Below are 22,929 nucleotides of genomic sequence, written 5' to 3'. Positions count from 1 at the left end.
GTCCAGCACCTCGAAGGAGACCCGCCGTGCCAGTAGTTGCATGAGCAACGGACGCCAGAAGGGCGCCACGCGCCTCGACGGCATCCTGCGTCACCTGGCCGCCAGGCTCTCAGCCCTTATCCCTCAAGGGCGAAAGGGGAAGCCACCGACGGGACTCGAACCCGTGACCCCTTCATTACGAGTGAAGTGCTCTACCAGCTGAGCTACGGTGGCGATACGGGCCAGATGGTAGCGGTGAGCAGGGCTCGGTGGGAGGTTCCTGCGAGTGGGGCCTGCCAGTTGGACGGAGCGCGGCGTCCTGCCCGGACGTCCAGGCTCCGGTCGCCGGTGGCTTGAGTGTGGTCAGATTGCGCACATGCGCGCTCTCCGAGGTCTCACCAGCGTGGTTGGCGGCCTCCTCGCCTGCCTGGCCTTCACCGGCGCCGCGCAAGCACTGCCGAGCACGATGCTCGCGTCGACGGATGGGACCGGCAGTGCCCTGGGCTCCGGCGCGACGGATGTGACGATGACCCCGGATGGCCGCTACGTCGCCTTCGTCACGGCGGTGCCGCTGGTCGCGGGCGACACGAACGGGACGCGCGACGTCTACCGGCGTGATCGCCGGACCCACGAGATCGTGCGCATCAGCATGCCGGACCCGGCGCTGCAGACCTTCGACGGCTCCAGCTCGCATCCGTCGATGTCGGCCGACGGCAACATCATCGCCTTCGAGTCGCTCTCGGAGAACCTCGTCGCCAACGACATCAACGGCGGCTCGGACGTCTACGTGCGCAACGTCGCGGCGGGAACCACGGTGCGGGCGAGCGTGCGGACCGACGGCACCGTCGCCGGCCCGGCGACCATCAACAACGACGACGTCATGCAGCCGGCGATCAGCGCCGACGGCCGGACGGTCGCGTGGGTGGGCCCGGACTTCGCCTTCAACAACGACGGCTCGGGCCTCACCTTCCACGTGTTCGCGCGACAGCTCGACCAGCCGGCGGCCGAGCGCGTCGACGGGCTCCCCAACGGTGCGGCCTCCAATGGCGAGATCTCCAACGACGGGCCGTCGATCAGCGGTGACGGTCGCTTCATCGCGTTCTCCTCCGCGGCCAGCGACCTAGTGCCCAACGACACCAACGGCAAGCTCGACGTCTTCGTCCGCGATCGCACGCTGCACACCACCCAGCGCGCCTCGGTCTCCTCCAACGGTGGCGAGGTCACCGGCGCCGACTCCGTCCGTCCCGTGATCAGCGGCGACGGCAGCGTCGTCGCCTTCGACAGCGTCGGCACCAACATCGTCACCGGCGACCTCAATGGCGCGAACGACGTCTTCGTCCGCGACCTGCGCTTCGGCCAGACCAGCCGCGCGAGCGTCGGCCCTAACGGCGCGGAGTCCCAATATGGCGGCACCAGCCCCGCGATCTCGGCGACCGGCCGGTACGTCGCCTTCCAGACGATCTCCCAGCTGATCAGCAGCGACACGTCCAGCAACTACGACATCTACGTCGTGGACCGCGACACCGGCGCCATCCAGCGCGCCTCGGTGCTCTCCGACGGCGGCAACGCGCTCGGCAGCGCCGGCGTCCCGCTCGTGGTCGGGCCGACGGGGCGCTTCGTCCTCTTCGAGACGCTCAGCATCTACGCCAACGGCGACAACAACTCCGCCAACGACGGCTACCTGCGCGACAACGGGATCAATGCGGCGCCGGTCGCCACGCCGCAGACCACCATCACCCCCGGCAGCCTGGAGATCACCGTCGACGGCACCGCCTCCAGCGACGTCGACGGGTGGGTCGACAGCTACAGCTGGTCCTTCGGCGACGGCAGCTCCGCCAACGGACCGCAGGGCCCGCACCGTTACGCAGCGCCCGGCCGCTACTCGGTGGTCCTCACCGTCACCGACAACGACGGCGCGACGACCACGGCGACGACGACCGTCGACGTCACCGGCCCGGCAGCGCCCGGCGGACCCGGCGCCGGCCCCGAGCCCCTACCCCAGGTCGGCCACGACACCGCCGCCGCGCCCAAGGCCCCGCGCAACCTCAAGCGCCCCACCATCTCCCGCGACAAGAAGCACGCCAACGTCCTGCGCTGCTCGCCCGGCCGCTGGGAGGGCAAGCCGAAGTTCGCCTACCGCTGGCTGCGTGACGGCAAGGCGATCAAACGCGCGGCCAAGTCCACCCACAAGGTCGTCCGCGCCGACGCGGGCCACAAGCTCGCCTGCCGCGTGACCGCCACGCTCCCCGGCCGCCCGGCGGGAACCGCGACATCCGCGTCCCGACGCATCGCCAAGACCACCAACAAGAGGGCCCACCGATGACGCACCTCCGCCCCCGCCGTCTGACCCTCACAACGGTCGCGCTGCTCCTCGCGGTCGTCCTGCTCGTCCCCGCAGCCGCGCGCGCCGCCGACACCACCATCACCTTCGACGGCCTCCCCGAAGGCAGCGCCATCACCAATCAGTACGCCGCCCAGGGCGTGCTCTTCGGTGACGCGGCCGCCTTCGGCTTCGGCGAGCTCTACGACGGCTGCTCACCGAACGCACCGGCCGCCCGCTCCGGCACCGCCTCGCTCGGCTTCTGCGGCGGCGCCGCCGAGTTCCCCAACTACGCCTCGATGGGCGCGTTCAGCAGCTTCCGCAGCAAGGTCAGCATGAAGGTCATCAGCGGCAACGGCGCCGACGACCTCACCGAGGACGTGACGTTGCGCGTCTACGACGTGCGCCGCAACCAGATCGCCACCGCCTCGGTCCCGATCAGCGCCGCCGGGCGCACCCTCTCGATCTCGCTCGGCACGCCCCAGATCGCCTTCTTCACCCTGCAGCGCGACGGCATCTACCCGACCTCGCCGCGCTTTGATGACTTCACCTTCGACAACCCGCCGGTGCCGCCCGACCCGCACATCGCGATCGGCATCGACAACGGCGGCTACGCGCGCCTGCGCCAGGGCGGCACGGCCGACGTCACGGTCCGCATCCTGCGCTTCAACGGCTCCAACGGCAACGTCAACCTGAGCGCCGACGGCCTCCCCGGTGACGTCAGCGCCGCCTTCACGCCCAACCCCGCGGGCGGCTCGTCGTTCCTGACGACCGCGACGCTCAAGCTGACCGCGCAGTCCTACGCGTCGGCCGGCCACTTCACGCCGACCGTCACCGCCAACCCGGCCGCCAGCGCCGGTGACTCCGCCGACTCCGCCGGCTTCGCCGTCGACGTCGTGCCCCCGTTCCGGCTGAGCGCTCAGAGCACCGCATCGGTCTCGCCCTGCACCCCGACGTCGATGCCCTTCGCGCTGGAGGTCGAGCCCGGCTACACCGACCCCATCGACATCTCGATCACCCACAGCTCGGGTACGGTCGACGCGACGCTGCCGGCCCGCTTCACGCCCGGCTTCTCGGACCCGATCAAGACGCTGGCGCTCAGCGCGGCGCCGGGCACCGGCAAGTCCGCCGACGACCGCCTGACGATCACGGCCAGCAGCGGCAGCTTCACCAGGGTCGCCACCATCGACGTCGATCGCAACGCCGGCGCGCTCGACGGCGTCAAGGTCGCGGTGGTCGCCGACGTCAACGCCGGCCCGGTCGTCGCCCCGCGCCTCGGGCAGCCCGGCACCTACCTGCGCGTGCTCGGCCGCGGCCTCTGCCCGGACTCGCGGATCTTCTTCGGCCCCGGCGACTCCAAGGGCGCCCCGCTGGAGAACCGCGCCGCCGACGGCCGCAGCGCGAACGTCCGCGTCCCTTTCACGGCCACCGACGGCAACCCGACGCTGAGCAACCCCGACAGCGACGGCCACAGCGCCGGCACGATCACCTTCGGCCGCGCGCTGACCGTCGCGACCTACCGCAACACCATGGGGTTCTCGTTTGCCAACTTCAAGTCCGACGGCCCGAACTGGGGCGACATCGTCCGGCTCTACGGCAAGGACCAGACGACGATCGAGGTCGACCCGTGCGGCGCCGTGACCTTCGGCATCGCCGACTGCGGCGTCTCGACCGGCATCCCGCGGCCCGAGGTCGCGATCTACTACGCCGCGGTCGCCGGCTACGGCGAGAAGGGCAACTGCTACGGCCTCGACCTCGCCAGCTATCGGCTCTGGGCGAGCAAGAGGTCGATGGCCGACTTCGCGCCGGCGGGCGCCACGTGGCCGTTCCAGCTCGACGGCCCGTCCGGCGCCGCGGGCGAGCTGCGGTACTACGTCCGCCAGATGATGCTCGCGCAGTCGGCGAGCGAGACGATGCTCATCCGCGCCGCATCGGTCGGCCGCCAGAGCCCCGGCACGCTCTTCCAGGCGATCCAAGGCGCGCTGGACAAGGGCCATCCGGCGATGATGTCGCTCCGACAGGGCGACAGCGGCCACGCCGTCCTGGCCTACGGCCTGACGCCGACACCCAATGGCTATGACATCGAGACCTACAACCCCAACTCGCCGCACATGCCGACCGAGGACGCCAACTCGGGCACCCACGACGGCGCGCTGGAGAAGAGCCGCATCCACGTCAACATCAACGGAACCTGGTCGTTCCCAGGCCTGAGCTGGAGCGGCGGCTTCGACAAGATCGGCGCCTACGACATCGACGCCATTCCGCAGAACCTCTCACCTCCGACCGGCGTGGCGGATGTGCTCATCGCCATCATGTACCCGGATGCGACGGCGATCTCGGAGGTCACCGACGCGGCGGGCAAGCCGATCCCCGGCGCGGTCCAGCTGGCCTCGGAGACCGGTGACGAGCCCGGCCCGCTGACCGACGTCATCCCGCGCGGCCACACGCTGCGCGCGCCGCTGAAGGGCGGCGGCGGGACGCTGGCGCTGTTCGGCCGCAACCACGCCTTCCAGCTCGCCGGCACGGCCAAGACGCTGACGATGGACGCGGGCGGCACGACGATCGGCGCCCAGGGCGCCGCCAAGGGCCTGACGCTGACGACGACGAGCACGAGCGGCGGCGCCACCCGCGCGGCGACCGCTCGCTACGCGGCTGGAGGCGACGCGGCCATCGGCCTCGGGGCTGGCGGCGCGCTGACCGTCCGCGGCAGCGGCGCGGTCGCCCTCACGCTCGGCCAGGTCGCCAAGCGCGGCACGGGATCGCTGACGCTGAACGGCCTGCGTCTGCGCCGTGGCGAGACCGCGACGGTCCGGCCCGGCTCGTGGTCGAAGGCCGGCAGCGCCCGTGTCAGCGTTCGCGGCAAGGGCGGCGCGCTGCGCCGGCTGACGCTGCGGACGAAGGCCGGCGGCGGCGCGACCGTGGTCCGGTCGCTCAAGCTCAAGGCCCGCGGGGCCCAGATCACGGCGACCGCGAAGCTGCGCCTGCCGGCGGCGACGGTGCCCGCGAGCGCGACCCTGACCTGGCAGGTCCGCAAGGGCTCGCGCACCGTGCGCAAGGGCGCGCTGACGCTGAGCGCCGCGCAGCTCGCCGACCTCGGGGCAGGCCGTGGCGTCCCGTTCACGATCAAGGCGTCCAAGGGGAGCTACGCCGTGCGCGCCAGCCTGGTCGTCGGCGTGACGGCCAAGGGCCGCGTGCTGCCGGCGATCTCGGCCAAGCGGGCGAGCACGCGGGTGACGATCGGCTGAGGCACGGGTGGTGGACCGCCGGTCGGAGGCGCTTTGGACCGGCGGTCCCAACAGAACCGACCTCGTCCTGCCGACCTCCCGGTGGCATGCTGAGCAGAGGCAGTTCTTCCCGTCTGATGGCCGCGGTGGCCGATGTCGCAGCCACGACGAGCGTCGAGGATTGCGCTGCCGTCGTGCAGCGGCGGGCCGTGCAACTGTTCCCAGGACTGCAGCCGCAGCTCAAGCTCGGGACCGGGCCGGATGGGCCGCCGGATGCGGTCTTCGCGCTGGTCGCCCGCGGAAAGACGATCGGTTACCTGCAGACTGCCACCCCGGTGCCAGCGCGCCGCCGACGGCAGCGCCGCGCGATCGGCACCTTCGCCGAGCACGCCGCGCTGGTCCTCGACAACCTCTTCACGATCGCCGAGCACGATGCCCGCGCGCGGCGCGATCCGCTCACCGGCCTGCTCAACCACCGCGAGTTCCACGACGCGCTCGACGGGCACCTGCACCGCGCAGAACGGGCCACGCCGCCGCTGTCGCTCTCGGTCGTCATCTTCGATCTCGACCGCTTCAAGGCGGTCAACGACCTCGGTGGCCACGCGGCCGGCGACCGGACCCTGCGGGCGACCGCCGGCGCGGTCGCGGCCGCCTGTCGGACGACCGACGCCGCATATCGCATCGGCGGCGACGAGTTCGCGCTCGTCCTGCCCCGCGCCGACGCTGAGGCAGCCTCACGGATCGCCCGCCGCGCCGCCGACGCGATCGAGCGCGTCGCCCACCACCACGGCGTCTCCTTCGGCATCGCGACCTTCCCGGCCGACGGCGCGACCCGCGACGCGCTGCTCTTCGCCGCCGATTCGGCCATGTACACCAACAAGGGTCGCGCACCGCAGACGGTGCGCGAGGATCCCGGCCCTCACGCCCGCCTCGCGGTCGCCGCGCGCCTGGCCACCAAGCTCGCGCCGCTCGACGAACCCGACGCCGTCGCCCAGACCGCCGTCGACGAGCTCCACCGCGCCTTCGGCTTCTTCCTCGCGGTCATCCAACGCCTCGACCCCGACGACACGCTGCGCGTCGTCGCCGCCGCCGGCCCGCTGGCCGACCACGACGACTTCCTGGCCTACGAGCAACCCATACAAGAAGGGGTCAACGGCCGCGTCGCGCGCACCGGCCAGCGGGCGATCATCGCCGACACGACCACCGACCCGGACTACCTGCGCCGCGACCCGCGCTCGGACCCGGGCTCGGAGCTGTCGCTGCCGATCGTCGTCGACGGCCGCATCTGGGGCGTGCTCAACCTGGAGCAGCTCGCCACCCACGCCTTCGGCGACGACGACCTCCTGCTCGCCGACGCGGTCGTCGCCCAGGTCGGGGCCGCGCTGCACCGCTGCGCGCTGACCCAGGAGCTCGAGACCTCCTTCGCCACGACGCTCGGCGTCCTGGCCGACGTTCTGGAGACCAAGGACGCCTACACCGCCGACCACGCCGACGTGGTCGCCGACCTCGCGCTGCAGACCGGCCGCGACCTCGGCCTCTCCGATGCCGAGCTGCGTCCGCTCCGATACTGCGCGCTGTTGCACGACATCGGCAAGATCGGCGTCCGCTCTGATCTCCTCACCAAGCCCGGACGGCTGACGCTCGACGAGTTCGAGGAGATCAAGGAGCACTCGGCGATCGGCGCGGCGCTGCTGGCGCGGATCCCGCTGCTGACGGCCGTCGCGCCGCTGGTGCGCGCGGTGCACGAGCGCTACGACGGCGCCGGGTACCCCGACGGCCTGAGCGGCGACGCGATCCCGCTGCCCGCGCGGATCGTCGCGGTCTGCGACGCGCTGCACGCGATGACGTCGGACCGACCGTACCGCGAGGCGCGGCCGCTCGACGTCGCGCTCGTCGAGCTCCGGCGCTGCGCCGGCACGCAGTTCGACCCCGAGGTGGTCGAGACGGTCGCCGATGGGCTCACCGGCGGCGGCGCGCCAGCGGGCTCGTCGCTGCGCACTCAGCAGCAGCGCAGGAGCGCCCTGGCGATGTCGAGGGACGATTGAATCTCGCTCTACGAGATTCAATCGTCCCTCGACGGCCTCTCGCACCCGGCTCCTGACGACCGGTCCGGGTACGGTCCGCTGCGATGGCCCGCCCGACCTTCGACCTCCAGTCGCACTCGACGTACTCGGACGGCTCGCTCGCGCCGGCCGACGTCGTCGCCCGCGCGGCCGCCGCGGGCGTCGAACTGCTGGCGCTCAGCGACCACGACACGGTCGACGGCGTGGCCGAGGCGCAGGCGGCCGCGCGCGCGTCCGGCAGCGCGATCCGCGTCGTCAGCGCCACCGAACTGTCGACCATCGACGGCGACCACGAGGATCTCCATGTCCTCGGCTACGGGATCGACCACACCGACGCCACCTTTCTCGCGGAGCTCACGCGCTTCCGCGCCGACCGCGCGGCGCGCGCCCAGCGGATGGCTGACGCGCTCGAGGAGTGCGGCTTCGCCTTGGACCGCAAGCCATTGGACGCTCGCCGCGCCGCCGGACTGCCGATCGGCCGGCCCCACCTCGCCCAGGCCGCGTTCAACCACCCCAACAACGCACAACGTCTCGCTGACGAGGGCCTCAACGACTTCGGCGAGCTGCTCGAGGCCTACCTGATCTCCGGCACGCCGGCCTACCGTCGCCGCACGACGCCGACGGTCGCCGAGGCGATCGCCGCGATCTACGCCGCCGGTGGTGTCGCGATCTGGGCGCACCCGTTCTGGGACGTCGAGCACCCCGACGAGGTCACCGCGATCATCGACCGCTTTGTCGGTTATGGACTGGACGGCGTCGAGGCGTTCTACGTCACCCACACGCGTGAGCAGACGCTGCTCGTCGCGCGCGTGTGTGAGGAACGGGAGCTGCTGAGCACCGGCTCGGCCGACTTCCACGGCCCCGACCATCCGCGCTTCAACGCGTTCCGCGCCTTCGAGCTGCACGGCTGCACACCGCGCCTGGGTCCGCTCGCCGACGCCTGAACGCAACCTGAACGCCGCGACCAGACCTGGCCGGTCGGACGTCGCCACGGCCGATCCGGCGGTTACTGTGCGCCGCGCATATGGACGCATTCCAGGCCATCGTCTTGGGCATCGTGCAGGGACTCACCGAGTTCCTGCCGATCTCCTCCACCGCGCACCTGCGCCTCGTCCCGGCGTTCGCCGGGTGGGACGACCCGGGCACCGCGTTCACCGCGGTCGTCCAGCTCGGGACGATGGCGGCCGTCTTGTTGTACTTCCGCGAGGACTTGTGGAACATCGCGCGGGCATGGCTGCGCTCGCTGCGCGACCCCGAGGCGCGCGGGACGCTCGACGCTCGCTTGGGCTGGTACCTGATCATCGGCACGATCCCGGTCTCGATCCTCGGCGTCCTGTTCAAGGACAAGATCGAGACCGACGCGCGCCAGTTGGTGCTGATCGGGATCGCGCTGATCGTCCTGGGCATCGTGCTGGAGATCGCCGAGAAGGTCGGACGCAAGGAGCGCGAGATCGACTCGCTGACGCTGCGCGACGGCGTGATCATCGGCTGCGCGCAGGCCGCGGCGCTCGTGCCGGGCGTGAGCCGCAGCGGGTCGACGATCTCGGCCGGGTTGTTCCTCGGGCTCGAGCGCGCCGCGGCGGCGCGCTACTCGTTTCTGCTGTCGGTCCCCGCGGTCGTGCTGTCGGGGCTCTTCGAGCTCAAGGACGTGGGCAACGGTGGCGGCGCGGGCGCGGTCCCGACGATCATCGCCACCATCTTCGCGTTCATCGTCGGGTATGCGTCGATCGCGTGGTTCCTGAAGTACTTGACCCGGCATCCGGTGACGGTGTTCGTGGTGTATCGGGTGGTGCTGGGTGTGGTTGTGCTGGCGCTGGTGGCGAGTGGGACGCTGAGCGGGTAGCTGACGGCGGCGCTTGTGCCGGTCGGGTGGCGGACCGCCTGAGACTGGCGTCGTGGGGCGTTGGCCGCGGGGCGTGCGCTGGTGTTGCGAGCGCTTGGGTGGCGCGTGTTGTTGGTGGTGTTCCGTGCAGACCTTGGTCGGGGTTCGCGGCGTGGTCTGTTTGGCATCGAGGGGAGTGAGCGGGGTCGGTGGCTCGCAGCGTTGGTCTGTTGTCCGCGAGCGCCGGGGCGCGGGAGATGCGGGTCGCTTTGTGGTGAATAGTTCGTCATTAGACGCCCCGCATCGATCCGGGTGTGGGCGTGGTCCGGGGCGTTTTTGGCGTCCATGTGACGTTCAAATCGACCCGGATCCCACCCCCTGGAGGTCGAGGGCGTCTGGTGTCCCGTGGAGGGACACCAGACGACACGGATCGCCTGCCAGGAGGCTCGAGCGCGGGTGGGCCTGTCGGCGGACGAATGCCGTCCGCAAAGAGGCCCGCCTGCACGCGGACTGCCGTGGTCGACCAAGGTGGGCCTGTACACGGACGCAGCACGTCCGCCAACAGGCCCACCCTCCCGGGGCCGAGGCGGATGACGAGCCAACGCCGCGAGTCACCGACCCCGCTCACTCCCCTCGGTGCCGACAGACCACATCGCACACCCTGAGACCGGTTGCGCTGAGCGCCCGAACGCCAGCGCCCACGAGTTGTTGGTGTGGTCGATATGCAACAAGATTGCGACTTTGCACCAATTCTGCGCAGTGAGCCAATTCCGTCCGACCAGCCAGCTAGGCTCCGCCTCTATCCAAATACAGCACCCCCGCGCCTGTTTGCACCAAGCCGGGGGCATGACCCAAGGAGTTGCAACTCCCATGAGTACCCCGCAGCGTACCCACGCCCGCGCGATCACCGTCGATCGCGAGACCGCCGATGTCCTTCGGCGTGAGACCAAGAAGATGATGGACCTCGGCCACGAGCTCTTCGAGGATTTCCTCCTCTACGGACCCGAAGCCCAATACGTGCTCGCCATGCGCTTCTGCGCAGCAACCGCGCTCATCACCGCCGTCGGCTGGGACCCCAACAAGGACGACCCCGACACCGAGACCTTCGAGGTCCCGTTGACCGACGACCTCGTCGAGCAGTTGCGCCACCGCCGTTACGACCTGGCGCGCTGCAACAACGACCGCCTCGACGGCCTGCCCGTCGACAAGCCCATCCCTCCCGACCTCCTCGCCGAGATCACCGTCGACCGCCTCGCCGCCCAGGCACTGGACCGCCTCTTCACCACCTACACCAAGGCCGCCCGCGCGACCTGAGCACCGAAGACGCAAACGGCGCGGCGGACGATGTTCCGTCGCGCCCCGTCTCGCTCTCAGTGCAACAACCGCTCCAGCTTCGAGGCCAGCGCCTCCAGCGCGAGCTCTTCCGACGGGTTGAGGATCTGCATCGTCCGCGCCTCCTCAACCAGCCCGACCGCATCGCGCAACCGGTTGGCCGACGCGTCCGACGCCTCCGCGTCGGCACTGACCTCGGCCACACGATCGACATGGTGCACAAGCTCCGGGACGCCGTCCTTCACACAGGCGACATCCCGCAGCCAGAGGCCGACGAGCTGCATCCCATGGTCGAGCGTCGCCGCGTACGCCCGGCGATGAGCCCGCTTGCCCGTCGTCTCCCCTTCCCGCTTGGCGCGCTTGGCCTCGCGATCCGGCAGCAAATCAGCGTCGGCAGCGATCTGCTCGGCGACAACCGTCGCCGCGACGTCACCACGGGCACGCGCGAGATCCAGCAACGCGACGTGCGGGCGCGCCGCCAGCGTCGAGTGCAACGCGGCACGGGCAATGCCCTCGCCAGCAGCACGCAACGCAGGACCCTCAGCCAGCGCAAGCGCCAGCGCCCGCTCGGCATCCCCCAACGCCAACCGCGCGCAAGCGTCCGCGGTCAGCGGCGGCACACCATGCTTGGTCTGCAAGCGCGTGCTCAGCTCCGCCGGCGTTGCCGCCTCGAACCGCACGAGCTGACAGCGCGAGAGGATCGTCGCGAGCATGTTGCCCGGCTTGTCGGTGAGCAGGACGAGGTGCGCGAAGGGCGGCGGCTCCTCCAGCGTCTTGAGCATCTTGTTGGCCGCTTGGTCGTTCATCGTGTCGGCGCCCTCGATCACGAAGACCCGGCGCTGGGACTCAAACGGCGTACGCGAGGCGGCGCCGATCACCGGCTCCTCGATGTCGCCAACGAGCATCTCGGCCGCGCCGCTCGGACGGACCCAGGTGAGGTCGGGATGGACGCCCTCGACAGCACGGCGGCGGGCGTCGACCGGATCGGCCGCGCCCTCGGCCAGCAGCTCGGCGGCGAAGGCCCGGGCGACCTCGCGCTTGCCGGCCCCGGCGGGGCCGTGGAAGAGGTAGGCGTGCGACGGCGACCCGTCCGGCGGCACCGCCGCGTGCAGGACCGCGCGGGCGTGGGGATGGCGATCGACGACCTCGAGCATGCGCGGGCCAGGGTACTGTCACGCGGCGATGGCGAGGAGTGGACGACTGATCGCGGTCGAGGGCATCGACGGCGCGGGCAAGACGACGCTCGCGGAGGGCATCGCGGCGGCGCTCCCGGACGTCACCGTCCTGCGCGAGCCGGGCGGCGCGGTCCTGTCGGAGCGGATCCGCGCATTGGTCAAGGACCCGGCGCTGGAGGTCGATCCGCGCGCCGAGGCGCTGCTGTACGCCGCGGCGCGGGCGCAGCTGGTCAGCGAGAAGCTGCTGCCGCTGCTGGCCTCCGGGCGCACGGTGATCCTGGATCGCTTCGTGGACTCCTCGCTGGCCTACCAAGGTGCCGGACGTGGCCTCGGCGTAGAGGAGATCGCCGAGCTCAACCGCTTCGCGACCGCGGGCCTCACCGCCGACCTAACGCTCTATTTGCGGGTCGATCCGGCGGTGGGTGCGGCGCGCCGGGGCGGCGAGGATCGGTTGGAGCAGGAGGGCGAGGCGTTCTTCTCTGCGGTCGTCGCGGCCTACGACGCGCTGGCCGCGAAGGAGCGCGATCGCTACGTCGTCCTGGACGGCACCGACCCGCCCGACGTGGTCCTCGCAACCGCGCTGACGGTCCTCAAGCGCCTGCAATAGCCGGTCCGGCGACTACGATCGGCGGGCGACGCCGGGTTCGTTGCGCCCTTCCCCTATGACTCCGCGCTTCGAGGTTCAGTCCTTCGAGCAGGTCCCCGCAGGTCCCGGCACGGTGCTGCTGCGGATCGCTGGTCGCTGGATTGGCCCGTCTCGGGAGCGTCTGCCGATGCCGCTCCTGCTGCTCGACGACGGCCGGCGGACGCATCGACTGTCGCCGCTGCCCGGCCCGGAGGACGCAGCCCCGCAGGTCGGCCCCGAGGGTCCGGCGTGGCGCGCGGCGTTCAGCGCACCGGCCGAGGTCGTGGCGAGCGCGCGCGTGGCGTTCGCGTTGCAGGCGGGCCGGGGCCAGATCACGGATCTGCCGCGGCCGACGGGGCGTGGCGGGCGATCGGTGCCAGTGGCGCCGCCGCCAGAGGCCGTCGTCGAGGAACTGCCGGCCGAGCCCGAGGCCGAGCGCAGCCGGGGCGCGTTGCGACGGCTGGTGCGCCCGGCCGAAGAGCCTCCGCCGTCGACGCTCGACGTCGGTGAGCTCGCACGGGCGTCCGACGTCGCCGCCTTGCACGCGCGGCTGACCGAGGAGCGCGCGGCGCGCGAGAACGCCGAGCGCCGCGCCGCCGAGGCGCACTCCATCGCCCAGCAGGCCGCCAATGAGGCCCAGCGGATCGCCGAGCTCGCCGCCCGCGCCGAGGCCGCGCGCGTCGGCGCCGTCGACGCCCTCACCGAGGAGCGCGTCCGCTCCAGCGAGCGCGCCGCGGCCGAAGAGGAGCGTGCCCGCGAGCACCGCGAACGCGCGACGCGGGCCGCCGACCAAGCGCGCCAGGCCGTCGAGGTCGCCCACGAGGCGCGCCGCGCGCTGCAGGAGCGCGAGGACGAGATCGCGATCGCCCAGGAGCAAGCCGAGCGCGCGACCCGCGCCGCCCGCGCGGCCGAAGCACGACTGGCAGCGGTCGATGAGGCGCGACAGGTCGCCGAGGGGCGCGCGGCCGACCTGTCGGAGTTCCGCGAGCGCGCCGAGTCGATCGAGGACGAGCGCTCCCAGGCGCTGCTGAGCGCCGGGACCGCGCAGCGCCGTGCCGAGCAGGCCGAGCAGCGCGTCCGGGGGCTGGAGCAGAAGCTGGCCGAGACCGAGGCGCTCGCCCAGCGCGCCGAGGCCGCGGCACGCCGCGCCGATGACCTCACCACGCGCGTGCGCGAGGAGCGCGCGGCACGGCGGGCCGCCGAAGCCGAGGCCCAGCAAGCTGCCCGCGAGAACGCCGACGAATCCGCTCAGCGCGCGGCGTTGCTCTCCTCCGAATTGCGCGAGGCGCGGCGGCGGATCGACGCCGAAGACACCGCGCGGCGTGAGGCCGAGGCGCGCGCGGAGGCGGCGAGCGCTGAGCTCGAGGAGCTGCGGGTCGCGGCGACCGCCGCCAGCGAACGGGCCGCGCTGGCCGAGCAGGCGACCGCGGGTCTGGCACGTGTGGAGGCCGAGCTGGCCGAGGCTCGGGCGCGAGGTGAGGAGGCCGGGTCGCTGCGCCGTCGTCTGGCTGCGGCGACCGAGGATCGCGAGACCGCCGCTGGCGAGGCCGAGACGCTGCGGGCGCGGCTGGAGGAGACCGAGGGGGCGCGAGCGGAGGAGACGCTGGCCCTGCAGGCCGCGCTGAGCGCCGCCCAAGCGGACGCCGAGGGCGCCCAACAGGCGCTGCAGGCCGACACCGACGACCTGCGCAACTGGCTGGCCGACGCCGAGCAGCGCGCCGGCCGCGCGGCGGCCGACGCCGGCGCCGTGCGCGAGCGGCTCGCGGTGGCTGAGGCCGAGGCGGCGGCAGAAGCGGAGACGCTGCGCGCGCGACTGGAGGAAGCGCAGCGCGCCGCCGCCGACGAGCTCTCGGCACTGCAGGAGCGACTCGCGGTCATCGAGGCGTCGGGCGAGTCCGAGGCCGCGGGTCTGCGCGAGCGGCTGGCGGCGGTCGAGCGCGTGGCCGAGGAGCGGGTCGTCGAGGTCGAAGGGCGGCTGGCGAGCTTCGAGGAGGAGGCGGCGCGCGAGCGTGACCGCCTGCGCCGCGCAGCAGCCGAGGCAGCCGAGGTCGCCGCGTCGGAGACCGAAGGTCTGCGCGCGCGGCTGGAGGAGGCCCAAGCCTCAGCGACGACCGAGACCGACGCGTTGCGCACGCAGCTGCGCGAGACCGACGCGGCGGCGGCCGCCGAGGCCGACGCGCTGCGCCGCCGGCTCGAGGACGCCGAGGCGAAGGCGACGGCTGTCCTTGACGAACTGCAGGACGAGCTGGTCGCCGCGCGGGCCGCAGAGGCGGCCGCGCGCGAGAAGGCCGACGCGCAGGAGGCATCCTTCGAGGAGCGCGTGAGCGCGGCGCGGGCGACGGCTGCGGCGGAGGCGTCCGCGGCACGGGAGGAGGCCGAGCGCGAGGTCGCAACGGCGCGCGCCGAGGCTGAGCGACAGGTCGCGACCGCGCGCACGGAAGCTGACGAGCGGATGGCCGCTGCGCAGGCGGCCGTCGAGACCGCGACGTCCGGGGCGCAGGAACAGGCCGACCAGCATGTCGCGGCGGCGCGCGCCGAGGCCGAGCAGCGCGTGGCCGCGGCGCAGGCGGAGACCGACCGGCAGGTCACGGCGGCCCAGGCCGCAGCCGCGGCCGCGACGTCTGCCGCGCGCCAAGAGGCCGACGAGCAGATCGCGGCTGCCCGCGCCGCGGCCGCCGAGGAGATCGCGAGCACCCGGCAGCGCATCGCGGCAGCGCAAGCGCAAGCCGCGACCGCGCGCGAAGAGGCCGAGCAGCAGATCGCCGCGGCGCAGGCCGAAGCCGCCGACGCCGTCGACAACGCACGCGAGCAGGCCCGGCAACGTGTCGCGGCAGCACAGGCAGAGGCAGCAACGGCACGCGACGAATTCGCTCAGCAGGTCGCCGCGGCGCAGGCAGCCGCCGACGAGCAGACCACGGCGGCACGCGCGGAAGCCACACAGCGCATCGCCGCCGCAGAGGCCGCGGCGGCAACGGCTCGCGAAGAGGTCGCTCAGCAGGTCGCCGCAGCGCAGGCAGCCGCCGACGAGCAGACCGCCGCGGCACGCGCGGAGGCGGCGCAGTTGGTCGCCGCCGCACAGGCAGAGGCCGCGACCGCGCGGGAGGAGATCGCTCAGCGCGTCGCTGCCGCACAGGCGGCCGCCGAAGAGCAGGCCACAGCAACACGCGCAGAAGCCGAGCAGCGCATCTCCGCCGCGCAGGCCGCGGCCGCGACAGCACACGACGAGGTCGCGCTGCAGGTCGCCGCAGCGCAGGCAGCCGCCGACGAGCAGACCGCCGCAGCGCGCGCGGAGGCGGAGCAGTTGGTCGCCGCCGCACAGGCAGAGGCCGCGGTCGCGCGGGAGGAGATCGCAGAGCACGTCACCGCGGCGCGCGCCGCCGTCGCCGACGAGGTCGCGACCGCCCGCGACGAAGCCGAGCGGCGCGTGGCCGCGGCACGGGCGGCGGCCGAGCAGCATGTCGCAGCGGTCGAGACCGACGCCCGCGTGCGGGTGGCCGAGGCCGAGGATCGCGCCAGCGCCGCCGAGGAGGCCCGCGCGCGAGCGGAGGCGGAGACCGAGCAAGCCGTCGCACACGTTCAGGCCCAGATCGATGAGCGAATCTCTGCGATCGAGTCCGAAGGCGAGGCGCGTGTCGCCGCCGTCCAAGCCGAGGCGCGCGCGGCCCAGGACCACGCCGACGAGCAAGTCACCGCAGCGCGAGCCGCGGTCGAGCGGGCGCGCGCAGAAGCGATCGACGACGCGCGCGGAGAGCTCGAAGCAACGCGCGCGCAAGCCGCAGCGGCGATCGCCGAGGCCGAAGCCGCCGAGGCACGTGCACAGGCCGACGCGCGAGACGCACGCGACGAGGCGGTCTCCGAGGCCGAAGCCGCCGTGGCGCGTGCACAGGCTGATGCACGGGCCGCACGTGACGAGGCGACCGCCGAGGCGGAGGCGGCGGGCCTCGCGATCGCGGCCGCACAGACCGCGGCACGTGCCGATGCCGAGGAGCGCGTCGCCGCCGCGCGGGCCGACGGCGAGGCGCGGATCGCAGCGCTCCAGGACGGCCTCGACCGCGAGCGTGACGAGGCCGGCGACCGCATCGCGGCCGCCGAGGCCGACGCTGACGCACGCGTGGCGGCGATCATCGCCGAGCAGGAGCACGAGCGCGGTTTGCTCGCCGAGCGCATCGCCGCCGCCCGGTCCGAGGCCGAGGCGCGCCTGGCAGCGGCGCAGGACGCTCTCGCTCGCGGGCGCGAGGCAGCCGCTGAGGAAGTCCAAGCGATCGAGGACGCCGCACAGGAGCGCCTGGCCGAGGTCGAGGCCGAAGCGGCAGCGCAGGTCGCGGCGGCACGGGAGCAAGCGTCGGAGGCCGAGTCCCAGACGGCGAGCCGTCTCGCCGCGCTGCGCGACCAGCTGGAGGCCGCCGAGACGGGTTCCATTGGGCGCCTCGAAGCACTCGAAGCCGAAGCGGCTGCCCGCATCGCGGCAGTGCAGGACGAGGCACAGGCGCGCGCCGTCGCCGTCGAGAAACAGGCCGAAGCCCGCATCGCGTCCGTCCAAGCCGCATCCGCCGAACAGCTCGCTGCGGTCCAGGACCACCTCACCGACGAGCGGGAAGCCAACGCGACGCAGCTCGAGGCCGTCCGCGCCGAGGCGGAGGCCACCGCCGCCCGCGCCCAGCAGCGCGCGCAGGAGCGCGTCGCGGCGGCCGAGAACGAGATCGCGCGTATTCGCGCCGAGGCGGGCAGCACTGGCGACGAGCAAGTTGAGATCGCGCGTGCCGAAGCGGCTGCGCAGCTCGAAGCCGCTCGTGCCCAGGCCGAGCACGATCTCGAGTCCGCCCGCGCGAGCTACCAAGCCGAGGCCGATGCGCGGATCGCCGCCGCCGTTGCCGATGCCCGCGCGCAGGCCGACCACGACGCCGACCAGCGGATCGCGGCCGCCCAGTCCGCCGCCGAGGATCGCGCCCGCGCCACCGAAGGCCGGTTCGTCGCCGCCCAGGCCGAACACGCCGAGCGCGCCGCGGCATTCGAAGCCGAACGCGCCGCGCTTCTGGCCCGCATCTCCGATGGCGACGCCGGCACAGCGCAAGTCGTCGCACTCCAGGACGAACTTCGCGACGCTCACCGTCGCCTCGCCGAGGCCAACGCGGCCGACACCCGCCTCGCCGAGCTCGAGCGTGCCGCCCACGCAGCAGCCACCCGCGAAGCGGATCTCACCAATCGTCTCGACGAGATCCAGAGCGCGCTGGCCGAGGGCCGTGAGCGCGAGGCCGAGCTGCGCTCGCGCCTAGAGCACAGCAACGACGCGCAGGATGACCTCACCCGGCTCACCGCCCAGCACGACGCGCTGCAGGCGGCACTCGCCGAGGCCCAGGAGCGCGAGGAGCAGTTGCGCGCCGCGGTCGACACCGCCCACGCAAACGCCGGCGAGCGCGAGGCCGCGCTGCGCGCCGAGCTCGAGGATCTGCGCAGCGCCGCCGAACGCGCCCAAGCCGCATCCCCAGCAGCCGGCCTCGTTATCGACGACGAGCTCTTGGCCGCCCTCGGCGATGACGGCGAGGACCGCACGCTGCTCGCGCCGGAGGTCCGCCGTGAGCGCCTCATCGTCATGGCCTTGCTCTTCATCGCCGTGGTCGCCGGCGTGGCGCTCGTCACCGGCGGCCTCACCGACGTGCTGCATTGAGCGACGGCCCGTCGGTTAGCCTGTGCCGCCGGATGCGCCGCCGCCTCGTCACCGTCGGGATGTGCTGTGCCGCGCTGGCGGCGGCCACGCCCCTGCCTGCCTCCGCACAGGCGCCCGGTCAGTCGCAGGCCAGCGCCACCGCACCCGGAACCGCGACGTCGACCGCACCCGGCGCCGCAACCTCGAGTGCGCCCGCCAGCTCGTCGCTCCCGGCCGGCACCGTTCCGCCCACGGCGAGCACGACGGCCCCTCCGACGACCGCAGCGCCCGCCACCACAGCCGGGGCGGGTGGGACCGCATCTACCGCTGTCCCCGCGGGGACCTCCGGCAAGGGCGCCCGTCCGTCATCGGACGACGACACCAAGACGATCGTCCTCCTCGCCGTCATCGGCCTTCTGCTGCTCCTCGCGGCCGCGCTCTGGGGTGCCGCCCGCTGGTGGGCCGCCGAGCCCATGTGGTGGGTCCGGTGGCGTCACGCGACGGCTGAGGCCGGCTGGCGGACGTCCGCCGCCTGGGCCGAGTTCCGTGACTGGGTCCGTCTCGGGCGCTAGCCCGGGCCGCCTACACTGAGTTAACACGGAACGAGCGGGATCGACCCGTCATTCCGTCCGCCCCACGCGCCACCCTGCTCGACCCACCTTCAAGGTTTCGAGCGTGCCGCGGGCCGGCGGCGAGGAAGGAAGCAGAGGCGCATGGACACAGCACCACAGACCGCATTCGCATCGGAGATCCAGCCGGGTCGCGCACTGTCGATCGAGCGGTATTTCACCACCGCGGGCGTCGCCCCGTTCGACACCGTCGACTGGGAGCTGCGCACCGCAGCCGTCGGCTCGTTCCGCCAGGACGATGTCGAGTTCCCCAAGACGTGGTCCCAGAACGCCACCAACATCGTCACGCAGAAGTACTTCCGCGGCCAGATCGACTCGCCCGCGCGTGAGCGCTCCGTCAAGCAGATGATCGGCCGCGTCGCCGGCACCATCTCCGACTGGGGCCGCCAGCGCGGCTACTTCGCGACCGCGGAGGACGGCGACGCCTTCCAGGACGAGCTCACCTACATCTTGCTGCACCAGCTCGCGGCGTTTAACTCACCCGTCTGGTTCAACGTCGGCTTCGAAGAGTCGCCGCAGTGCTCGGCCTGCTTCATCCTCTCGGTCGAGGACACCATGGACTCGATCCTCGACTGGAACACGCGCGAGGGCCGGATCTTCCGCGGCGGCTCCGGGTCGGGCATCAACCTGTCCAACATCCGCGGGTCGATGGAGCACCTGAGCAAGGGCGGCACCGCCTCGGGCCCCGTCTCCTTCATGCGCGGCGCCGACTCCTGGGCCGGCACGATCAAGTCCGGCGGCAAGACGCGCCGCGCCGCCAAGATGGTGGTGTTGGACGTCGACCATCCCGACATCGTCGAGTTCATCGAATGCAAGGCCAAGGAGGAGGACAAGGCCGAGGCGCTGCGCAACGCAGGCTTCGACATGTCCATCGACGGCGACGGCTTCAAGTCGATCCAGTACCAGAACGCCAACAACTCGGTCCGCGTGACCGACGCGTTCATGGAGGCCGTCGAGAACGACGCCGAGTGGCAGACGCTGTCGCGCAAGGACCGCAAGCCGATCGGCCCGACGATGCAGGCGCGCGACCTGATGCGCAAGATCGGCGACGCCGCCTGGCGCTGCGCCGACCCGGGCGTGCAGTACGACACCATCATCAACGAGTGGCACACGTGCCCGAACTCGGGGCGCATCAACGCGTCCAACCCGTGCTCGGAATACATGCACGTCGATGACTCGGCCTGCAACCTCGCGTCGCTGAACCTCATGAAGTTCCGTCGTCCTGACGGCACCTTCGAGGTCGAGAAGTTCGAGAAGGCGGTCGACGTCGTCTTCCTCGCCCAGGAGATCGTCGTGGGCCCGTCGAGCTACCCGACCGAGGAGATCGGCGTCAACGCCCGCGCGTTCCGCCAGCTCGGCCTGGGCTACGCCAACCTCGGCGCCTACCTGATGTCCAACGGCATGCCGTATGACTCGGACGCCGGTCGCGCGACCGCCGCCGCGATCACCGCCCTGATGACCGGCCGCGCCTACCTGCAGTCGGCCAAGGTCGCCGCGGCGATCGGTCCGTACGAGCGCTACGCCGAGAACCGCGAGGCGCACAACTCGGTCATGCGGATGCACCGCGACGCGACCGCGCACATCCCGGTCGGCACCGGCCGCGACGACACGCTGCTGGCCGCGGCCCGCGAGGTCTGGGACGAGGCGGTCGAGGTCGGCGAGGCTTACGGCTACCGCAACGCGCAGGCGACGGTGCTCGCGCCCACGGGCACGATCTCGTTCCTGATGGACTGCGACACCACGGGCGTCGAGCCCGACTTCTCGCTGGTCAAGCACAAGGAGCTCGTCGGCGGCGGCTCGATGATCATCGTCAACAAGACGGTGGGCCTCGCGCTGCAGACGCTGGGCTACGAGCGCGCGGAGATCGACCAGATCGTCGCGCACATCGACCAGTACGGCACGATCGTCGAGGCGCCCGGCATCAAGGACGAGCACCTCGAGGTCTTCGACGTCGCCGTCGGCTCGCGCGCGATCAGCCACATGGGCCACATCAAGATGATGGGCGCGGTCCAGCCCTTCATCTCGGGTGCGATCTCCAAGACGGTCAACCTCCCGAGCACGGCGACGGTGGAGGACATCGTCGACGCCTACACGCAGGCCTGGCGCCTGGGCATCAAGGCGCTGGCGATCTACCGCGACGGGTCAAAGACCGCACAGGCGCTGCGCACCGACGCCCAGTCCGACGAGGCGCCGGTGCCGGCGCTGGACTCCGAGGCGTTCGCGAAGGCGGTCTCCGACGAGGTCACCAAGCAGCTTGATTCGATCGGCCCGCGCCGCAACAAGATGCCGCGTGAGCGCCAGTCGATCACGCACAAGTTCACCATCGGCGGCCACGAGGGCTACATCACGGCCGGCATGTACGAGGACGGCCAGGTCGGCGAGATCTTCATCACCGACGTCGGCAAGGAGGGCTCGACCCTCCGCGGCATGATGAACTCGTTCGCGACCGCGATCTCGATCGCGCTGCAGTACGGCGTGCCGCTCGAGACGCTCGTCTCGAAGTTCGCCTACATGCGCTTCGAGCCGGAAGGGATCACCCAGAACCCGGAGATCCCGTTCGCGAAGTCGATGCCCGACTACATCATGCGCTGGCTCGCCTCGCGCTTTCTGGACGCCGAGATCCAGGAGGAGCTCGGGATCCTGACGCCGCAGGTGCGGGCCAAGAAGTCGGCCGAAGAGGCCGTGGCCTTCTCGAGCGACACCGCCGGCCCGGCCACGCCGCAGGCGACGCCGTCCAACGGCGGCGGCAACGGCAGCTCCAAGCCGCCGACCTCGGCGCTGACCGACACCCCGCCGGTCCGCCCCGCCCGCCTGGTCGGCCTCGACCTCGGCCCGGCCTGCAGCCAGTGCGGCGGCATGATGCAGCGCACCGGCTCCTGCTACACCTGCTCGTCCTGCGGCAACAACACCGGCTGCGGCTGAGCCACCGCCAGGTCCAGCCGCTCCGGCGCCGGCCCGCGTCGAAGCTCTGATGAAGGGGCGCCCAGCGGGCGCCCCTTCATCGTTCTGGGCCGTCTTTCGAGCGGCCGTCAGGCGGTCGCGATAGCGCGACGTCCGACGCCGGCCCCACGGAGAGCCAACGCTTCCATTGCGTCTTGGCTGTGCTCGGGCGTGTCTGGAATCTCGTCGCGACGCCAGGCGACGATGAACTCCTCAGGCGTGCACCCGGTCCGCTTGGCGAACAACTCGGCGCGTGCGTCGAAATCAGAAGCCTCGGTGTCGGCTTGCGGTCCGACAGCGGGCGCACCCACACCAAGGAACTCAGCGACGGATGCGGCCGAGACCCGCACCGTGCGCTGACCAACCTTGACGTGTTCGAGCGTGCCGGCCTCGATCAGGCGATAGATCTGCGACGAGCTGACGTCGAGCAGCTTAGCCAGGTCCCGCGGCTTCCAGAATGGGCGGCTGTCGAACTCCATAGTCCGGTAATCGTACCCACTCCATTGAGGCTTGAGCGCTTTCGTGGGACATATGGGACAAATGGGACTAGTTTCTGCAGGCAAGGCCGAAACGGCCCATGAGCGGCAAAAGTGCCCGACCGGAGTGCTAGAAACCGCGACCCCTTGTCACCCGATACACAGCTCTCTCGATTTGTACCTCGCCGCTGGGACGAACTCGTAGCGCTCCTGCAAGGCCACGGCTTCGATATCGCCGACAACACTCACCCGCGATATCCGAACGAATGGCGAGACGACCCGCCTCTCGGACTGGTCCGGGTCAAGGGCGTCTGGCTGCCCAATGCCGACACCGATCCCGATGCCGACGAGGACAGACGCGTGACGTTCTCGCTGATGGAGCGCTGGTCGGTCAAGCCGACACCGTTTGCGCTCGTCGAACGCGAGGGCTTGTGGTTGGCCGGCTACGCCTACAACGGCCACATCGCGGGCAACGGCCGCAACGACGGGGACCGCAACCATCGTCACGACTTCGACCCGATGAAGACGGATGACATCGTCTATCACCGCCACCCTTTTGGCGAGTCAAACAAGATCCGCGTGCCCGAGGCCCCAATCTCAGCCGGCGGGGCGTTGGACGACTTTCGCGCCGTCCTTGCCGAAGAGATCACAGCGGGCCTGCTCGACGTGGAGTAGCCCTTCTGATTCCCCGAGCGTCGCG

The 22,929-nt window shown here is 71.8% G+C and carries 13 protein-coding genes and 1 tRNA gene; 11 read left to right on the top strand and 3 right to left on the bottom strand.

Translation table 11 applies throughout. From position 1 onward, the window contains the following. Window positions 1-140: 140 nt before the first annotated feature. Window positions 141-213: transfer RNA gene (locus tag VGO10_RS11885), tRNA-Thr, on the bottom strand. A gap of 142 nt (window positions 214-355) precedes the next feature. On the opposite strand from VGO10_RS11885, the gene VGO10_RS11880 reads away from it, so the two are divergent. From VGO10_RS11880 to VGO10_RS11855, 6 genes are all read left to right on the top strand, one after another. Beyond that, on the top strand, window positions 356-2,302 hold the full coding sequence (locus VGO10_RS11880; protein ID WP_327468511.1) for a PKD domain-containing protein: 1,947 nt from the start codon (window positions 356-358) through the stop codon (window positions 2,300-2,302). Next, window positions 2,299-5,544: a hypothetical protein gene (locus VGO10_RS11875; protein ID WP_327468509.1), complete on the top strand. Its 3,246-nt coding sequence runs from the start codon at window positions 2,299-2,301 to the stop codon at window positions 5,542-5,544. The genes VGO10_RS11880 and VGO10_RS11875 overlap by 4 nt, the downstream gene beginning before the upstream one ends. A 116-nt stretch (window positions 5,545-5,660) precedes the next feature. Further along, window positions 5,661-7,568, top strand: coding sequence for an HD domain-containing phosphohydrolase (locus VGO10_RS11870; protein ID WP_327468507.1), 1,908 nt, complete (start codon window positions 5,661-5,663; stop codon window positions 7,566-7,568). Window positions 7,569-7,651: 83 nt separating this feature from the next. Next, entirely contained in the window at window positions 7,652-8,530 is an 879-nt protein-coding gene (locus VGO10_RS11865) for a PHP domain-containing protein (RefSeq protein WP_327468505.1), read from the top strand. 80 nt (window positions 8,531-8,610) lie between these two features. Beyond that, on the top strand, window positions 8,611-9,429 hold the full coding sequence (locus tag VGO10_RS11860; RefSeq protein WP_327468503.1) for an undecaprenyl-diphosphate phosphatase: 819 nt from the start codon (window positions 8,611-8,613) through the stop codon (window positions 9,427-9,429). Window positions 9,430-10,278: 849 nt separating this feature from the next. Next, window positions 10,279-10,722 carry a hypothetical protein gene (locus VGO10_RS11855; protein ID WP_327468501.1) on the top strand — a complete coding sequence of 148 codons (444 nt, stop codon included), beginning with the start codon at window positions 10,279-10,281 and terminating at the stop codon, window positions 10,720-10,722. A 56-nt stretch (window positions 10,723-10,778) separates the two neighbouring features. Here the strand turns inward: VGO10_RS11855 and VGO10_RS11850 are convergent, their stop codons facing one another. Further along, window positions 10,779-11,894 carry a hypothetical protein gene (locus tag VGO10_RS11850; RefSeq protein WP_327468499.1) on the bottom strand — a complete coding sequence of 372 codons (1,116 nt, stop codon included), beginning with the start codon at window positions 11,892-11,894 and terminating at the stop codon, window positions 10,779-10,781. Between the two features lie 28 nt (window positions 11,895-11,922). On the opposite strand from VGO10_RS11850, the gene tmk reads away from it, so the two are divergent. The 4 genes from tmk (at window position 11,923) to VGO10_RS11830 (ending at window position 21,735) form a co-directional block, all read left to right on the top strand. Continuing rightward, on the top strand, window positions 11,923-12,522 hold the full coding sequence (gene tmk / locus VGO10_RS11845; protein WP_327468497.1) for a dTMP kinase: 600 nt from the start codon (window positions 11,923-11,925) through the stop codon (window positions 12,520-12,522). 166 nt (window positions 12,523-12,688) lie between these two features. Beyond that, window positions 12,689-18,205: a hypothetical protein gene (locus VGO10_RS11840; protein WP_327468495.1), complete on the top strand. Its 5,517-nt coding sequence runs from the start codon at window positions 12,689-12,691 to the stop codon at window positions 18,203-18,205. 32 nt (window positions 18,206-18,237) lie between these two features. Next, window positions 18,238-18,756, top strand: coding sequence for a hypothetical protein (locus VGO10_RS11835; protein WP_327468493.1), 519 nt, complete (start codon window positions 18,238-18,240; stop codon window positions 18,754-18,756). A 141-nt stretch (window positions 18,757-18,897) separates the two neighbouring features. Further along, window positions 18,898-21,735 (top strand): vitamin B12-dependent ribonucleotide reductase, encoded by a 2,838-nt coding sequence (locus VGO10_RS11830; protein ID WP_327468491.1) that lies wholly within the window; start codon window positions 18,898-18,900, stop codon window positions 21,733-21,735. Between the two features lie 107 nt (window positions 21,736-21,842). Here the strand turns inward: VGO10_RS11830 and VGO10_RS11825 are convergent, their stop codons facing one another. After that, entirely contained in the window at window positions 21,843-22,232 is a 390-nt protein-coding gene (locus VGO10_RS11825; protein ID WP_327468489.1) for a helix-turn-helix domain-containing protein, read from the bottom strand. Window positions 22,233-22,376: 144 nt separating this feature from the next. Between VGO10_RS11825 and VGO10_RS11820 the strand changes: the two genes are divergently transcribed. Next, on the top strand, window positions 22,377-22,904 hold the full coding sequence (locus tag VGO10_RS11820; protein WP_327468486.1) for a hypothetical protein: 528 nt from the start codon (window positions 22,377-22,379) through the stop codon (window positions 22,902-22,904). Window positions 22,905-22,929 lie beyond the last annotated feature (25 nt).

The sequence above is a fragment of the Baekduia sp. genome (genome assembly GCF_035996765.1).
Lineage (GTDB): Bacteria > Actinomycetota > Thermoleophilia > Solirubrobacterales > Solirubrobacteraceae > Baekduia.
This window is presented reverse-complemented; position numbering and strand designations above follow the sequence as displayed.

Coding starts and splice junctions, on each gene's coding strand:
- VGO10_RS11880 (WP_327468511.1), top strand. CDS start 356: ATGCGCGCTCTCCGAGGTCTCACCAGCGTGGTTGGCGGCCTCCTCGCC.
- VGO10_RS11875 (WP_327468509.1), top strand. CDS start 2,299: ATGACGCACCTCCGCCCCCGCCGTCTGACCCTCACAACGGTCGCGCTG.
- VGO10_RS11870 (WP_327468507.1), top strand. CDS start 5,661: ATGGCCGCGGTGGCCGATGTCGCAGCCACGACGAGCGTCGAGGATTGC.
- VGO10_RS11865 (WP_327468505.1), top strand. CDS start 7,652: ATGGCCCGCCCGACCTTCGACCTCCAGTCGCACTCGACGTACTCGGAC.
- VGO10_RS11860 (WP_327468503.1), top strand. CDS start 8,611: ATGGACGCATTCCAGGCCATCGTCTTGGGCATCGTGCAGGGACTCACC.
- VGO10_RS11855 (WP_327468501.1), top strand. CDS start 10,279: ATGAGTACCCCGCAGCGTACCCACGCCCGCGCGATCACCGTCGATCGC.
- VGO10_RS11850 (WP_327468499.1), bottom strand. CDS start 11,894: ATGCTCGAGGTCGTCGATCGCCATCCCCACGCCCGCGCGGTCCTGCAC.
- tmk (WP_327468497.1), top strand. CDS start 11,923: ATGGCGAGGAGTGGACGACTGATCGCGGTCGAGGGCATCGACGGCGCG.
- VGO10_RS11840 (WP_327468495.1), top strand. CDS start 12,689: ATGCCGCTCCTGCTGCTCGACGACGGCCGGCGGACGCATCGACTGTCG.
- VGO10_RS11835 (WP_327468493.1), top strand. CDS start 18,238: ATGCGCCGCCGCCTCGTCACCGTCGGGATGTGCTGTGCCGCGCTGGCG.
- VGO10_RS11830 (WP_327468491.1), top strand. CDS start 18,898: ATGGACACAGCACCACAGACCGCATTCGCATCGGAGATCCAGCCGGGT.
- VGO10_RS11825 (WP_327468489.1), bottom strand. CDS start 22,232: ATGGAGTTCGACAGCCGCCCATTCTGGAAGCCGCGGGACCTGGCTAAG.